Annotated in this window: 11 protein-coding genes; 3 read left to right on the top strand and 8 right to left on the bottom strand. The window is 60.4% G+C overall.

Translation table 11 applies throughout. The annotated features are described in order from the left end of the window. Positions 1–10: 10 nt before the first annotated feature. On the bottom strand, positions 11–1,243 hold the full coding sequence (gene serB / locus JL474_RS08230; RefSeq protein ID WP_203141677.1) for a phosphoserine phosphatase SerB: 1,233 nt from the start codon (positions 1,241–1,243) through the stop codon (positions 11–13). Continuing rightward, positions 1,236–3,527, bottom strand: coding sequence for a DNA topoisomerase IV subunit A (gene parC / locus JL474_RS08225; RefSeq protein ID WP_203141676.1), 2,292 nt, complete (start codon positions 3,525–3,527; stop codon positions 1,236–1,238). The genes serB and parC overlap by 8 nt, the downstream gene beginning before the upstream one ends. A 447-nt stretch (positions 3,528–3,974) precedes the next feature. Here parC and JL474_RS08220 point away from each other — a divergent pair, with 447 nt between their 5' ends. After that, the gene (locus JL474_RS08220; protein WP_223807753.1) at positions 3,975–4,220 is read left to right on the top strand and encodes a hypothetical protein; all 246 of its coding nucleotides are present in this window, start codon (positions 3,975–3,977) and stop codon (positions 4,218–4,220) included. Positions 4,221–4,315: 95 nt separating this feature from the next. Further along, complete coding sequence (locus JL474_RS08215; RefSeq protein WP_203141675.1) at positions 4,316–5,953, top strand: methyl-accepting chemotaxis protein; 1,638 nt, start codon at positions 4,316–4,318, stop codon at positions 5,951–5,953. Positions 5,954–6,206: 253 nt separating this feature from the next. On the opposite strand, the gene JL474_RS08210 is transcribed toward JL474_RS08215, so the two are convergent. The 3 genes from JL474_RS08210 to JL474_RS08200 form a co-directional block, all read right to left on the bottom strand. Beyond that, on the bottom strand, positions 6,207–6,800 hold the full coding sequence (locus JL474_RS08210) for a YceI family protein (RefSeq protein WP_236012110.1): 594 nt from the start codon (positions 6,798–6,800) through the stop codon (positions 6,207–6,209). Between the two features lie 44 nt (positions 6,801–6,844). Next, positions 6,845–7,426, bottom strand: a complete 582-nt coding sequence (locus tag JL474_RS08205) for a cytochrome b (RefSeq protein WP_203141674.1) — start codon at positions 7,424–7,426, stop codon at positions 6,845–6,847. Positions 7,427–7,495: 69 nt separating this feature from the next. Beyond that, complete coding sequence (locus JL474_RS08200) at positions 7,496–7,693, bottom strand: hypothetical protein (protein ID WP_203141673.1); 198 nt, start codon at positions 7,691–7,693, stop codon at positions 7,496–7,498. A 386-nt stretch (positions 7,694–8,079) separates the two neighbouring features. Here JL474_RS08200 and JL474_RS08195 point away from each other — a divergent pair, with 386 nt between their 5' ends. Then, a complete protein-coding gene (locus JL474_RS08195; protein ID WP_203141672.1) occupies positions 8,080–9,348 on the top strand; it encodes an EAL domain-containing protein in 1,269 nt (422 codons plus the stop codon). A 310-nt stretch (positions 9,349–9,658) separates the two neighbouring features. Here the strand turns inward: JL474_RS08195 and parE are convergent, their stop codons facing one another. The 3 genes from parE to JL474_RS08180 form a co-directional block, all read right to left on the bottom strand. Next, a complete protein-coding gene (parE, locus tag JL474_RS08190) occupies positions 9,659–11,554 on the bottom strand; it encodes a DNA topoisomerase IV subunit B (RefSeq protein ID WP_123632630.1) in 1,896 nt (631 codons plus the stop codon). A gap of 144 nt (positions 11,555–11,698) precedes the next feature. Continuing rightward, complete coding sequence (locus JL474_RS08185) at positions 11,699–12,163, bottom strand: protease complex subunit PrcB family protein (protein ID WP_203141671.1); 465 nt, start codon at positions 12,161–12,163, stop codon at positions 11,699–11,701. Continuing rightward, positions 12,160–14,730 (bottom strand): S8 family serine peptidase, encoded by a 2,571-nt coding sequence (locus JL474_RS08180; RefSeq protein WP_203141670.1) that lies wholly within the window; start codon positions 14,728–14,730, stop codon positions 12,160–12,162. Before JL474_RS08180 ends, JL474_RS08185 begins: the two co-directional genes overlap by 4 nt. Between the last annotated feature and the right edge of the window lie 48 nt (positions 14,731–14,778).

Raw genomic sequence — 14,778 nt, 5'->3', positions numbered from 1 at the left:
AGACAGAACTCTAGGACTGTGTCGCCTTGACCGTATGGGCCGCATCACTCTCGCGGAAACCAATCAGGTACAAAATGGCGTCCAACCCCAAGGTCGAGATGGAATGGCGAGCCGATTCCTTGACCAGCGGCTTCGCGCGGAACGCCACACCCAGCCCCGCCTGACTCAGCATGGGCAGATCGTTTGCGCCATCACCTACCGCAATGACCTGCTCCGGGGACACACCTTCCCGCGCCGCAATTTCGAGCAGCAACTCGGCCTTGCGCTGACCGTCGACGATACGACCGGACACCGCTCCGGTGACCTTGCCATCCTCGATCGCCAGCTCGTTGGCGTGTACGAAGTCGATCCCCAACCGCTCCTGCAGATAACGGGCAAAGTAGGTAAAGCCACCGGACAGGATCGCTGTGCGATAGCCCAGCGCCTTCAGGGTGCGAATCAAGTGCTCGGCGCCCTCGGTCATCTTCAGGCGTGCAGCAATCGACTGCAGGACCGCCTCATCCAGCCCCTTCAGCAGGGCCAGACGCTCGGCAAAACTCTCACTGAAGTCCAGCTCGCCCTGCATGGCTCTCTCGGTAATCTCCGCCACCTGATCGCCCACGCCCGCCTCCCGGGCCAGCTCATCGATCACTTCCGCCTCGATCAGCGTGGAGTCCATATCGAACACCACGAGGCGGCGATTGCGCCGGAAGATGGAATCTTCCTGGAACGCGATGTCCACATTCAGGTCACCGGCGATTTTGAGGAAATCCGTGCGCAGCGTTTCCAGATCGTCCGGAGTGCCCCGTACGGAAAACTCGATGCAGGCAATGCGGTTGTCCGCCGGATTCAGCGACGGGCGGGCAGACAGCCGGGTGATGTTGTCGATGTTCAGGCCGTGACGTGCCGTAATTTCCGACACCCGGGCAATGTGCTCGGCTTTGATGTCACGCGCCAGCAACGTCACGATGTAACAGGCCCGGTTACGGCCGGCGGCCCACTGCTGGTACTCCGCCTCCGTGATCGGCGCGAAGTGCACCTGGAGATCCAGGGCGTGCAGGCGAAACATCACATCCCGGATCACGTGCGGCGCGTTCGATTCATCCGGGATTTCCGCCAGGATGCCCCAGGTCAGATGGTCGTGGATCACCGCCTGACCGATGTCCAGGATGCGCACATCATAGCGCCCCATGATCCCGGTAATTTCAGAGGTGAGGCCGGGCTTGTCGCGCCCGGACACGTTGATCAGCACCAGCTCACTCACTCTCGTCGGCTCCCTCTTCCGGTTGCGCCGGTGTGGCGGCAACGATCTCAAGGGAGTCGACGCGCTGCAGTCCCCGGGGCAACTTATGACCACGCCGGCCACGTTCGCCGAAGTAGTGCTCCAGATCGCTGAACTGAAGCGTCATCTTGCGCTTGCCGGCCTGAATCTGCAGCTGGTCGGCCGCACTGAACACGCCGATCGCCACCACGAATTCCTCCCGGTTCTGGACCCGGGCCGATGGAATACTGATGATCTTGTTACCTTTACCTTTCGCCAGTTCCGGTAATTCTTCCAGCGGGAACACCAGCATTCGGCCTTCGTTGGTGATGGCCGCCACATGCTGATCGTCGCCTTTGGGCACGGTCACCGGCGCCATGATGCGTGCCCCTTTGGGAACGCTGACCACCGCCTTGCCGTTACGGTTCTTGCTGATCATGTTTTCCAGGTTGGTGACGAAGCCGTAGCCGCCATCGGTGACCAGGAGCACCCGTTGGCTCTGTTCGCCCATCAGCACCCCGGCAAAGCCGGCTCCGGACGGCGGATTGATCCGACCGGTCAGCGGCTCACCCTGTCCACGCGCGGATGGCAGCGAGTGCGCCATCAGGGCATAGGCCCGGCCAGTGGAATCCAGGAAAATGGCCTGCTGGTTGTTACGCCCCCGGGCGGACAGGGCAAAGCGGTCACCGGCCTTGTAGCTGAGGCCTTCCGGATCGATATCGTGGCCCTTGGCCGCTCGCACCCAGCCCTTCTCGGACAGAACCACCGTCACCGGATCGTTGGAAACCAGATCCACTTCGCTGAAGGCCCGCGCTTCTTCCCGTTCGACAATCGGCGAGCGGCGCTCGTCCCCGAAGGTCTCGGCATCGGCTTCCAGCTCGGACTTGATCAGGTCCCGCAGCCTGGACTCAGAGCCCAGAATGGATTGCAGGTGGTCGCGCTCTTCGGACAGCTCGTCCTGCTCGCCCTTGATCTTCATTTCCTCGAGCTTGGCCAGGTGGCGCAGTTTCAACTCGAGAATGGCTTCGGCCTGATCAGCGCTCAGGTTAAAGCGGCGAATCAGTTCGTCTTTGGGCTTGTCTTCGTAGCGAATGATCTCGATAACTTCGTCGATATTGAGGAAGGCAACCAGCAAACCTTCGAGGATATGCAGGCGCGAGAGCACCTTGTCGAGGCGGAACTGCAGTCGACGGCGAACGGTGGTGGTGCGGTAGCTGAGCCACTCGGTCAGCATGGTCCGCAGATCCTTGACCTGAGGGCGGCCATCGATGCCAATGACGTTCAGGTTCACCCGGTAGGACTTCTCCAGGTCCGTGCTGGCGAACAGGTGAGTCATCAGACCGTCCATATCCACCCGATTGGAGCGGGGCACGATGACCAGCCGCGTCGGGTTTTCGTGATCTGACTCGTCCCGCAGGTCCGCCACCATCGGCAGCTTCTTGCCCTGCATCTGCTGGGCGATCTGCTCCAGCACCCGGGCGCCGGATACCTGATGCGGCAGCTCCGTCACCACGATCTCACCGTTTTCCTGAGACCACTTGGCGCGCATACGCAGGGAGCCGCGACCGGTCTCGTACATCTGGCGCAGGTCCTTGCGCGGCGTGATGATTTCAGCGCGGGTCGGGAAATCGGGGCCCTTGATGTGTTCACAGAGCTGTTCGACCGTCGTTTCCGGCGCATCGAGCAGACGAATACAGGCCGACGTCACTTCACGGACGTTGTGCGGCGGAATATCGGTCGCCATCCCCACGGCAATACCGGTGGTGCCATTGAGCAAGACGTGGGGCAAACGCGCGGGCAGACTCGCGGGCTCGTCCATGGTGCCGTCGAAGTTCGGCACCCAGTCGACCGTACCCTGCCCCAACTCACTCAGCAGGACTTCCGAGAACGGCGCCAGCCTGGATTCGGTATAACGCATGGCCGCAAAAGACTTGGGATCGTCCGGCGAGCCCCAGTTGCCCTGCCCGTCGATCAACGGGTAGCGGTATGAGAAAGGCTGGGCCATGAGCACCATGGCTTCATAACAGGCGCTGTCGCCATGAGGGTGGAATTTACCCAGCACATCCCCCACGGTACGGGCCGATTTCTTGTACTTGGCGGTCGCCTTGAGTCCCAGTTCGCTCATGGCGTAGATGATGCGCCGCTGTACCGGCTTCAGACCGTCGCCCACGTGGGGCAGCGCGCGATCCAGAATGACGTACATGGAGTAATCGAGATACGCCTTCTCCGTATAGTCACGCAGCGATACGCGCTCAAAGCCTTCGTCGGTCGTCTGAAATTCAGCCATAGTGGCCCCTTCTCCTGGACAAAGTTCGGTCGGGTACAGCTGTCCCGATCACACAGCAAGCGGCCATTATAGAAAGGCCGCCGCAAACACACCAACCCTAAGGCGCCGGAGTTGAGCTCAAGCGTTCAAAATCGCCTTTGGGGACGCCCAAGTTGCTCAAAACGCATACAGATTATCCGCAATATGCCCTTCCCAACCGGATACCGGGGATCGCGCCACAGGCGGTGTAATCACTGGCTTTAGCACGGTTTTTCAGGTGAAAACCCAAAGATGGAATAGCGGAATCCACGAATGGAGCCCCCCGTGGGTGCTCTTTATTCTCGATTTTGTGATGTCGCTGGATGGAAACATCCAACGTGCGGAGCTCACCCCTAACGGTGCGATCTCCCCCGACTACATCAGGCGCAGCGGACGCGTCGTCTACAGATAAGGTATTTCGTTGTCCCTATGCAGACACAAACGCTGAAACTGTCTTTTAAAGCCTGTGGCCGCGCCATCGCCGCTGCGACCATCAACGCCGGGCTGGCCCTGGTTTTGATGCTGCTCGTCGAATTTGCCATCAGCGGTGGGCTGCACCTGGCCAATGCCTACCTTTATGCCGGCCTGCTGATCTGGATCGTGGTCTTCAGCGGACAGATGTTCCGCCAGTATCGTCTCTGCCAATGTGAGCGGGCGGAGCACCACCAGTCCTGAACCGGTACGCCGGATCACTTTATCTACACCGTCATTTGTCTTCCCTGCTATTCTGACATAAGCCTGTTACCTGTTGATGTCGGGGGAGAATAACAATGAATGTCATCCGCAAGCTGGGTCTCAAGACCAAGATTGTGCTGCCTTTTGCACTCACCGCGCTGGCCATCATCGCGCTGGGCATCGTTAACCTGATGACGACCCAGGGCCTGATCAGTGACACCGATCGCGTTTCCCACAATTACGTACCCGCCGTGAGCGCCGCCCTCAACGCGGATCGCGACCTCTACCAGGCCTATACCGCGCAACAGAACATGATCCTGGCGGCTCAGGGAGGCGAAGACACCGCCGGCTTCCAGGCTGACTTTGACGAGAATGCCAAACAGGCGATCGACCGCATGGAAACCGTCCGCACCCTCCTGGCGGAAGATGGCGTGGACCAGGAGCTGAACGGCTTCGAAACCGCCTACCAGAAATGGAAAGCCGCTGCCGACAAGGTCAACAACATGGTCGGCAACGGCAATGTCGATGAGGCGCGGCAAGCCATCAGCAAGACCGTCCTGCCATTGTTCTCCTCGCTGCGGGAATATTATGACGTGGCTGGCGCCTTCGCCGACGAGAATGCCCTGGCCACCTCGGAAGATGCCACTGCCGCCGGCCATCAAAGCATGACCACGACCGTTGTCGTCACCATCATCGTGCTGGCCATCAGCAGTCTGATCTTCTTTGTGGCAACTCGACTGATCATCCAGTCTATCAACGAACTGCGCACCCGCCTGGATGATATTGCCGAAGGCGAAGGCGACCTGAGCAGCCGCGTTCCGGTGGAGTCCAATGACGATCTCGGGCGCCTGGCCAACAGCTTCAACGCCGTGATCGGCAACCTCCAGAGCATGGTGCGGGAAATCAAGGAGTTGTCGACAGAGCTCAAGGACGGCGCCGAAAAACTCGACCGCGCCGCCGCGGATAACCGGGAGGGCATCACCCAACAGACCGACGCCATCACCCAGGTCGCCACGGCCATCAACCAGATGCAGAGCGCGATCGAGGAAGTGGCCGCCAATGCGGGGACCGCTGCCGATGTGACCCGCAGCGCCCAGAGCAATACCGAATCGGGCGCCCGCATCATTCACAACGCCTCGGAAGAAGTGAACCGGCTCTCCGATCAGATCGAGAAGGCGGTGGGCGTGATCCGGAAGCTGTCGGAAGATTCCAGCAACATCACGTCCGTGCTGGACGTCATCCGCGGCATTGCCGAACAGACCAACCTGCTGGCCCTGAATGCGGCCATCGAGGCCGCCCGGGCCGGCGAGCAGGGCCGCGGCTTTGCCGTGGTGGCGGATGAAGTCCGCACCCTGGCCCAGCGTACGCAGGAATCCACGTCGGACATCCAGTCGATGATCACCACCCTGCAGACCGGGGTCTCCGATATCGTCTCGGTCATGGAAACTGGTAACGAGCAGGCGGAGCAGACGGTCAAACTCTCCGGCGAAGCCGAACGGGAGCTGACGGAAATCCTGAACGCCATGAACAGCATCAGCGACGTCAACGCCAGCGTGGCGTCAGCGACCGAGGAACAGACTCAGGTGGTGGACGAGATCAACCGAAGCATTACCCGGATCAACGATCTTGCCCAGAACAGCGACGCCCGTTCCGTCGAGATCGACCAGATCAGCCAACTGCTGGCAGGGCATGCGCAGACGCTGACCACTCAGGTTGGCCGCTATCGGGTGTAGGAGAGGTTGGTCAGTCCTGGTACCCCAGGGGCTCAGGACTGACCCTGATCACCCTGGACTCTCAGGTCGACAGACCAGAGGCGTTCGCGACTACCAGTGCCAGGAGCACCAGCGTCATACTGAAGGTCACGAAGCGAAGGGATCGGTTGCGCCTGACGCGCTCCATAAAACAGTCCTGAAAACGAAAAACACCGCCATATTAAACCAGGCGGTGTTTTGTCATCTACCCCCTTTTTTGCGGGGATCATTCGGCTTACTGGCGCACGCCTTCAACGGTGATAATCATCTCCACCGTTTCGGACTGCGGGCCCAGATCCATGGGAATGCCAAAGTCTTTCAGGCGCAGGTCCGTTTCAGCCTCGAACCCCATGCGGTAGCCGCCCCAGGGGTCCTTGCCGTGACCGATCATGTCCGCATCCAGCGTGATTTCCTTGGTGACACCGCGCAGGGTCAGATCACCGACAATCTTGGCCTCGTTCTTGTCATCGTCATCGAAGATGACCTTCTTACTCTTGAAGGTAGCCTGCGGAAACTCATCCACCGCCAGGAAATCATCGCTGCGCAGATGCTTGTCACGCTCGGCATGATTCGAATCGACACTGCCCGTATCGATCGTCACCTGAACCGAGTTCTTTGACGGGTCCTCGGCGTTGTAGGTGAACTGGCCATCGAACTCATTGAAGCGGCCATAAATATAGCTGTAGCCCAGGTGCGAAATCTTGAACATGATGAATTGATGGTCGCCCTTGGTATCGAAGGCGTAAGTGCCGTCCCCGTCTGCCGCCTGGGCACCGCCTGTCAGCACCGCCATGGATACCGCGGATGAGATAGCCAGTTTCCTCAACATACATACACTCCTTAATGGTCAGGCTCATTCACAGCCCTTTGGGTTTACATTGAATCCTGGCGCCCCGGACGCCCTTTCAGCCCGATCATGCGGCGCAACGTTTCGTCTTTGTCCACCACATGGTGTTTGATGGCGCCAATGGCGTGAATCACGGCCAGCACAACCAGTGCCCAGGCCGCCCAGTAGTGAACATCACCGGCAATGCTCTCCATCCCCTTTTGCTGGCCGGTGACCGAGGGCACGGTGAACCAGTTGAAGACTTCAACGCCGGAACCGTCCGCCGTCGGAATCAAATAGCCGGAAATCAACACGACAAACAACAGCAGGTACATGCCCAGGTGGGCCATATGGGCGCTGGCCTTTTCCCAGGCCTTGTGGGACCGAAGTGTGTGCGGTGGAGGTGACGCCAGCCGCCAGGCCACCCGGAACAGCATCACCAGCAACACCAGGATGCCAATGCTTTCGTGGATATGGGGAGCTTCATTGTACCAGGCGTCGTAGTAGGTCAGATCCACCATGTACAGGCCCAGTCCAAAAAGCCCGAACACCGCAATAGCGACCAGCCAGTGAATCAGGATCATGACCCAGCCGAATTGCTGCCGGGTATTCATCGTTTGAAGCGCCATATGGATTCAGCCTCCGCTGCCCTTCGTGATTTATCGGATCACGATGTTTGTCCCACCAATGAGCCCATCTTAGAAAGGCAACGGCCAGCGGCCAATCAAAATGTTTTGTTGGCTTCGTTCAAAAATACTGATGGATGCAAGCAATTCTGATGTGGTGAAGGGCCGAAAAACGCCTGAAACGGCGACTTCTGGCGACACGCCACCTTGGTCGAATACGGGTTTTACTGATTGTTGCCTATGCTTATTAACATCATAGTTAATGAACATCGTCTGATTCCGCCGAGCGGAATTAAGCCCAGCAGCGACACAGGAGCTACAACAATGGAAGTCGAATTCGACGAAGACGTTGTTATCCCGAGCAACAACTGATCCCGTATTCCAGCATAGCCGGCAGGATGGATTGCCAGTCCGGCCGTGTACCGGTGATGCCGCCTTCCACGGCGGCCACCCTCTCTTCTCCCCGGCGAACGCCGTCTGGTTTTTAACCATTTTGCGTTTCCCACTGGCTTCCTTTTGTAATCTTTGGCATTCTGCTCGCAACTGAACAAACGGTCATTCTTACCGTTCAGCGAACGCCCGTTGCGAAAAATGAAACAAGTCGACCGGTTCAGCCGGCGGAGCATGGGCAGGCTTTAACGCGCGCAGTAGTCTCGATGTCAAAAAGCGTTGTCAATCAAAGCAGCGAACCCGAGCTGGATCTCCTCACACCCATGCTCAACCACGCTGATGCGGGCTGGACGGCCAGTTTCCAGGGCCTCAAGCTACGCACGGCGTTGCAACCGATATTCAGTATTTCCCACAAGCGCATCATCGGCTACGAAGCCCTGATTCGCGCGTTCGATACCGACAACGCCAGCGTCCTGCCACTGCACCTGTTCCAGCTCCCGACCAGCGACCCGGAAGACGTCCTGCTGGACCGGCTCTGCCGCTACCTGCACATACAGAATTTCGCCACGCTCGATGACGACGTGAACTGGCTGTTCCTGAACGTGTCGCCTCGAGTGGTCGCCACGGGCAGGCGGCACGATTCCTTTTTCGGTCAGCTACTGTCCCGCATAGGCTTTCCGCCCCATCGTATCGTGGTGGAGATCGTGGAGCAGCCCACAGACGACGCCGAGCAACTGCGCGATACGGTGAATTATTACAAGCAGTTGGGCTGCCTGACCGCTATCGACGACTTCGGCGCAGGTCACTCCAACTTCGAACGCATCTGGAACCTGGCACCGGACATCGTCAAACTGGATCGGCAAATCTTGACCCGGGCCACCAATGACAAGCGCGCCCGCCAGATCCTAAACGGTATTGTGTCCCTGCTCCATCAATCCGGCTGCCTGGTGCTACTGGAAGGCGTGGAAACCCGGGAGCAGGCGATGATCGCCATCGACGGCGGCGTGGATTTCGTACAGGGATTCTATTTTCGACGCCCGGGTCTCGAGCTGGCTGACGTTACTCGCACGGCGTCCGACCTGGATGCCCTGCTGAATGACTACAAGAAGAACAGCGAAACAGAACTCGACCCGACCTACGAACTCAGCCGCTACTTCCGGGATCGTTTCCAGCAGGCCACCGAATCGATTCGCGCCGGGATCACGTTTGCCAGCGCCTGCCGGCCACTGACCCGGCACCATGCCGTGTCCCGCTGCTATCTGATCGACGACAAGGGCGTGCAGACGGAAGACACCCTGCGCTCGGACAACATGATCGAGTGCTTCGACCCGCGTTTCCGCCCGCTGGAAAACACCCACAACGCCGACTGGTTCCGCCAGCATTACCTCAGACAGGCCCTGAACCAGCCCAACCGCCTTCAGGTCACCCGCCCCTACCTCTCCGTCACCGGCGCCTATATGTGCGTCACCCTGTCCCAGGCCTTCCAGCACGATGGCACAACCAAGGTGCTGTGCTGCGATATTATTTCGCGGTAGTTGTTTCGGGTTGAAGGGATTGGAGGAATATCCGGGGTAGGACGTCATGGACACCTTCGGCGCAGCCCACAGGGGTGCCCTTTCGATGCACAGAACCTGTAGGTTGGGCTGACGCAGGAAGCCCAACAAGCCGGGTTCACGACCAAACTCATCCAGTGGTGGCCAAGCAGGTTTTTGAGGTCCAATGCATCCCGCATGTCCTCGATAACTGGAACGTCCGGTGTTACCTGTTGTTGGGCTTCCTGCGTCAGCCCAACCTACGCCAACGCTTCAGCGTCGGGACACCCTGAATCCCCCCCTTTAGAGAGGATCAGACCGGAACGTCCGCCATATTCCCGTAGGCTTCTAGCCAGGAACGGCGATCGGACGCCCGCTTCTTGCCCAGCAGCATGTCCATGCGCTCGTCGGTGCCGTCGTTGTCATCCAGTGTCAGCATCACCAGCCGACGGGTATCCGGCGCCATGGTGGTCTCGCGCAGCTGGAGCGGGTTCATCTCACCCAGACCCTTGAAGCGGGTGACCGAAATCTTGCCCCGACGTTTTTCCGCTTCGATCCGATCCAGGATGCCCTGCTTCTCGTGCTCATCCAGGGCATAGAACGTTTCCTTGCCGAGATCGACCCGATAGAGCGGCGGCATGGCCACAAACACGTGGCCAGCGGCGACCAGCGGACGGAAGTGTTTGACGAACAGCGCGCACAGCAACGTGGCAATGTGCAAACCGTCAGAGTCCGCGTCCGCCAGGATGCAGATCTTGTCGTAACGCAGCCCTTCGAGGCGATCCGAACCGGGGTCTACGCCGATCGCCACGGCAATGTCGTGGACCTCCTGGGACGCCAGGATCTCACCCGAGTCCACCTCCCAGGTGTTCAGGATCTTACCCCGCAGCGGCATAACGGCCTGGAATTCCCGGTCACGCGCCTGCTTGGCAGAACCGCCCGCCGAGTCCCCTTCCACCAGGAACAGCTCGGACCGATTGGCATCCGCACCGGAACAGTCCGCCAGCTTGCCCGGCAATGCCGGCCCCTGGGTAACCTTCTTGCGCGCCACCTTGCGACTGGCTTTGAGTCGGCGCTGGGCGTTGCTGATGAACAGTTCCGCCAGGGCTTCGGCGATGTCCGTATGCTGGTTCAGCCAGAGACTGAACGCATCCTTGACCACGCCGGAGATAAACGCCGCGGCTTCGCGGGAAGACAAGCGTTCCTTGGTCTGGCCGGAAAACTGCGGCTCCTGCATCTTGAACGACAGCACGTAGGCGCAGCGATCCCAGATATCCTCCGGTGACAGGCGCACGCCTCGCGGCAGCAGGCTGCGGAACTCACAAAATTCACGCATGGCTTCCAGCAACCCGGTACGCAGACCGTTAACGTGCGTTCCGCCCTGAGCCGTGGGAATCAGGTTGACGTAGCTTTCCATGACCGCTTCGCCGTCTTCCGGCAACCACTGGACAGCCCAGTCCACTTCCTCGCTGTTGCCGGTCATCCGGCCGGTGAACGGCTCGGTGGGGAGTAACTCGATGTCCGCCAGCGCGGAACGCAGGTAGTCACGCAACCCGTCCTCGTAGAACCACTCGTCCTTTTCGCCCGTCGACTCCTGCAGGAAGGTGACGGTCAGACCGGGACACAGCACGGCTTTGGCGCGCAGGTTATGACGCAGTCGGCTGACGGAAAATTTCGGGCTGTCGAAGTAACTGACGTCGGGCGTGAACAACAGGCGGGTACCGGTGTTCCGCTTGCCAACGGTATCGACCACGCTCAGATCACTGGTCTTCTCGCCGTCGGCAAAGGTCATGCGATGCAGCTGACCGTCCCGCTTGATAGAGACTTCCAGGTGCTTGGACAGGGCGTTGACGACCGAAACCCCCACCCCGTGCAGACCGCCGGAGAAGTTGTAGTTGCCCTTGGAGAACTTGCCGCCGGCGTGCAGGCGCGTGAGGATCAGCTCGACACCGGGAACCCCGTGCTCTTTATGGACATCCACCGGCATGCCCCGGCCATCGTCTTCAACGCTCAGCGAGCCGTCCGAATAAAGGACCACATCGATTCGCTTGGCAAACCCGGCCAGGGCCTCGTCCACGCTGTTATCGATGACTTCCTGAGCCAGATGGTTGGGACGCGAGGTGTCGGTGTACATCCCCGGCCGCTTTCGGACCGGATCCAGACCACTGAGGACTTCAATCGCGTCGGCGTTGTAATCTTTCTGGCTCATAGGGTGTCTGTTGCTCTCACTCAACGACTGTCAGGACGATCAGCGAATGCGCCAGGCGTCGGACAAGGCCCGGACATTCGCGAAATACCGCCCATAGCTTAGGGATTCAGGGGCAAAGATCAACGGTTCTTTTGTTGCCCGGCCTCAGGGATGCATGCGGCTCATGGGGAAAGGCGCCTCGCCGTTCACGCGCACCCGATGCCAGTCATTGGCCGGAATCGCCATCACCAGGCAGGGCGACGTGATCATCTGGGTCACCATCGCATCCGGCGCCGGATGGGTGACTTTAACCTCGATGGACAGATCCTGGCCGTCGCGATCGGCGGAGATAAACCCAATGCTGTGACCGCCCGTGGTCTGCTGACCCAGTGACGCGACCAACAGCCATTGGTTGGCAACGTCCGGCCAGTCCGGCAACTGCCCCGACACGGAGCCGGTCAAGGCATGCCATTCAGCCGCATTGCGCGCCAGGACCAATCCCGGCGCTGTCAGGCCACACTGGGTTTTGCTGGTCACCACCCGGACTTCCGCGCCGTCCGCGACGGAAGGATCCGCCACACAGCCGGAAACCAGCGTCAGAGCCAAAGCCAGCGAACCCGCTCGCATCATCGTGTCACCTCCTTGGTCGGCGTGGAAGACCTGCGCACACGGTAGCCTTCCATGTTGCTTTGAGGCAAGGCATTGGAGCTGAGTGACGCGCGGCGGAAACTGGTGGTCAGGGTCAGCCCCGTGACGCTATCGTCGCCCTTGTGAATGGCCTGAGGCAGTCCATTGACCGGGTATTCCGCACAGGCCTCGCCCAACTCGCAGATCAACCCGTTGTTGTCCATATCGGTTCCCGCCACCAGTTCGTAGTCGCCCGGTGGCACGTCACTAAGGGTAAACGTATAGCGGCCGTTGGAGGGGCGGACGACGGTCTGACGGAACGGCTCTTTGGAATTGGCACTGTCGTCGCTGACATCGTACAGCAACACATAATGGCGCCCCGCATTGCGGGACTCGACCGGATCCCCCAGTTGAACGTTCACCGGCAGTTCCAGCGTCTGCTGACGACTGCCGTCGCTATAGGTCAGGGTCACCTGGCTTTGCTTGGCGTCATCCTGATTGGTAATCGTTGCGTTCAGTCGAATCGTATTGCCACTTCGTTGCTGCGACACCGCAAGCCAAGTTGGCTCATCGACGGTCAGGCTGTCAAAGAGTGTTGCCGCAGCCGCAGCGGTATCGGGCACGGCCTCCAACAACACACTGGCCTCGGTCACCGAGCCGTCGAAGCGGAAAGCGCCGGGATAGACCGAGATAAAAGCCCCCAGATCATCGGCCGATGCCGCGTTGACGGCCTTGAGCGCGTTGATCAGTCCATAGCCGTATTCCGTCTGGCTGCCCAAGTCGTCGGTAATCTCACCGCGGCGAAGGTATTCGCGAAACTCCGCCAGCGACAGCGAAGGATCCAACTCACGCATCAACGCCAGCACGCCACTCACATGCGGCGCCGCCATCGATGTGCCGGTCACACCGGCGTAGGCCGGCTCGAACACGGTACCGGTCTGCTGCCCCCAGTCGCTGTAGACCGCATCCGCCTGGCCGTCGCTGTTGGCGTCCCGGGTGGAATCCCCGCCCGGCGCCACCAGGTCAATCCAGTTACCGAAGGTGGAATAGCTGGCGCGCTGGTTGCCGGCATCGACGGCGCCAACGGCGATCACCCGGTCAAACGCGGCGGGATAGACACGTTCCGTAGTGCCCTGATTGCCCGCGGCGGCAACGACCAGGATGCCTTTATCCACGGCGTCGTTGATGGCCGATTCCAACGAGGAAGACGGCGCCACACCGCCCAGACTCAGGTTGATGATGTCGGGGCGCGTCGCCGCATCCAGCCCGGCCAGGTAGTTGATCGCATTGATCAGCTCCAGCGACGAACCGCTGCCGGTGTTGTCCAGTACCCGGACCGGCAACAGCGTCGCCAACGGCGCCACGCCAATGCCACCCACATTGTTGTCGAGCGCGGCAATGGTCCCGGCCACATGAGTGCCGTGAAAGCTGGTCGACGTGCCGTCGTCCGTACCCGGGTTGGACGGGTTATTGTCGATGCCGTCCTGGCTGTCGTCGTTGGTGGTGACAAAATCCGACGTGCCGAGGATGTCCAGGTTGTTGCCGGTCGCGGTGCCGTCGTCCAGATCCGGATGCCAGTTGCCCCCGCTGTTTGGGGTGCGACTGAAGATGCCGGTATCCAGCACCGCCACCCGCACGCCCTGCCCCGGGTTGGCCAGCGCCTGCCAGGCAGTGGGCAGATTGATGGCCTGATAGTGCCATTCCTGGAGTGGGTAAAGTGGGTCATCCAGCGGGTTGATGGCCAGCGCGTGGTAGAGATAGTTGGGTTCGGCGTTGACCACACCGGGCGTCTCCCGGAGCGATTGAATCCAGTTCAGCGTGTCGGCCTTGCGCTCTTCCCGGGTGCCGGCCGACAGGGCCGTCGCCTGCGATCGCTGAACCCGCCAGAGCCCATTCCCGACTTCCTGCCTGGCCGCCGAGGCCAGCGGTCCGGCAGACAGACTCTGAACCGGCACCGGAGACGCCATGGTCACCAGCGCCTCTCCGGGCACCCAGTCGGCGTCACCCGCGGACAAGCCCAGAGCGGTATCGTTGGCCGGTGAAGAGACCGAAATCAGGTAACGGAAGGGCCCGCCCGTCATGGCTTGCAGCTGCAGATCATAGACCGCATCGCCCTCACCCGGAGTCAGACTGACCGGCGTCCCGGGCGAGACATTGACGGCCGCTGCGCTGCCCAGACGAACAAGGGCGGACGGCACACCGGCATCCGCCGCACCGGTCACCGCAAAGGTGGCGATCGTGACCGTCTGGTCACTCGTCAGCGACAGGCGAAAATCGTCTTCAAGATCGCGGTAGAAGTCATATTCGGTTGGCTGGCCGCTCTCCGGGTTTTCATAGGTGCCGACAGAGGCACTCAGGTAACCGCCAACCAGCGCCGGACTGGGCAGGCTTTGAGGAGAGTCATTGTTGGCAACGGCCGTGCCCGCGTAGATATCGTCGGCGGTGTCGCTGTCGATACGGGTGCGGGATTCAATGCCGATCTGCCCGCTGATGACGCTGTCGTCGTCACCTCCGCCGCCGCCGCCACCGCAAGCGGTGAGCAACAGCCCGGAAGCCAGGACAAGCAACATCCCCGAACGTCCTGCAGAACTCGTCCGGGCGCTCTTCAGTGATTTCCT

Source organism: Marinobacter mangrovi, from assembly GCF_016798325.1.
GTDB classification, from domain to species: Bacteria; Pseudomonadota; Gammaproteobacteria; order Pseudomonadales; family Oleiphilaceae; genus Marinobacter_A; species Marinobacter_A mangrovi.
The sequence above is the reverse complement of the archived record's forward strand: the minus strand, read 5'-3'. Positions and strand labels throughout refer to the sequence as shown.

What these genes read in the sequence shown, in the direction of transcription:
- JL474_RS08185 (WP_203141671.1), bottom strand. Translation starts at nt 12,163, where the DNA reads ATGATGCGAGCGGGTTCGCTGGCTTTGGCTCTGACGCTGGTTTCCGGC.
- JL474_RS08195 (WP_203141672.1), top strand. Translation starts at nt 8,080, where the DNA reads ATGTCAAAAAGCGTTGTCAATCAAAGCAGCGAACCCGAGCTGGATCTC.
- JL474_RS08205 (WP_203141674.1), bottom strand. Translation starts at nt 7,426, where the DNA reads ATGGCGCTTCAAACGATGAATACCCGGCAGCAATTCGGCTGGGTCATG.
- JL474_RS08180 (WP_203141670.1), bottom strand. Translation starts at nt 14,730, where the DNA reads ATGTTGCTTGTCCTGGCTTCCGGGCTGTTGCTCACCGCTTGCGGTGGC.
- parC (WP_203141676.1), bottom strand. Translation starts at nt 3,527, where the DNA reads ATGGCTGAATTTCAGACGACCGACGAAGGCTTTGAGCGCGTATCGCTG.
- JL474_RS08215 (WP_203141675.1), top strand. Translation starts at nt 4,316, where the DNA reads ATGAATGTCATCCGCAAGCTGGGTCTCAAGACCAAGATTGTGCTGCCT.
- JL474_RS08200 (WP_203141673.1), bottom strand. Translation starts at nt 7,693, where the DNA reads ATGTTCATTAACTATGATGTTAATAAGCATAGGCAACAATCAGTAAAA.
- parE (WP_123632630.1), bottom strand. Translation starts at nt 11,554, where the DNA reads ATGAGCCAGAAAGATTACAACGCCGACGCGATTGAAGTCCTCAGTGGT.
- JL474_RS08210 (WP_236012110.1), bottom strand. Translation starts at nt 6,800, where the DNA reads ATGTTGAGGAAACTGGCTATCTCATCCGCGGTATCCATGGCGGTGCTG.
- JL474_RS08220 (WP_223807753.1), top strand. Translation starts at nt 3,975, where the DNA reads ATGCAGACACAAACGCTGAAACTGTCTTTTAAAGCCTGTGGCCGCGCC.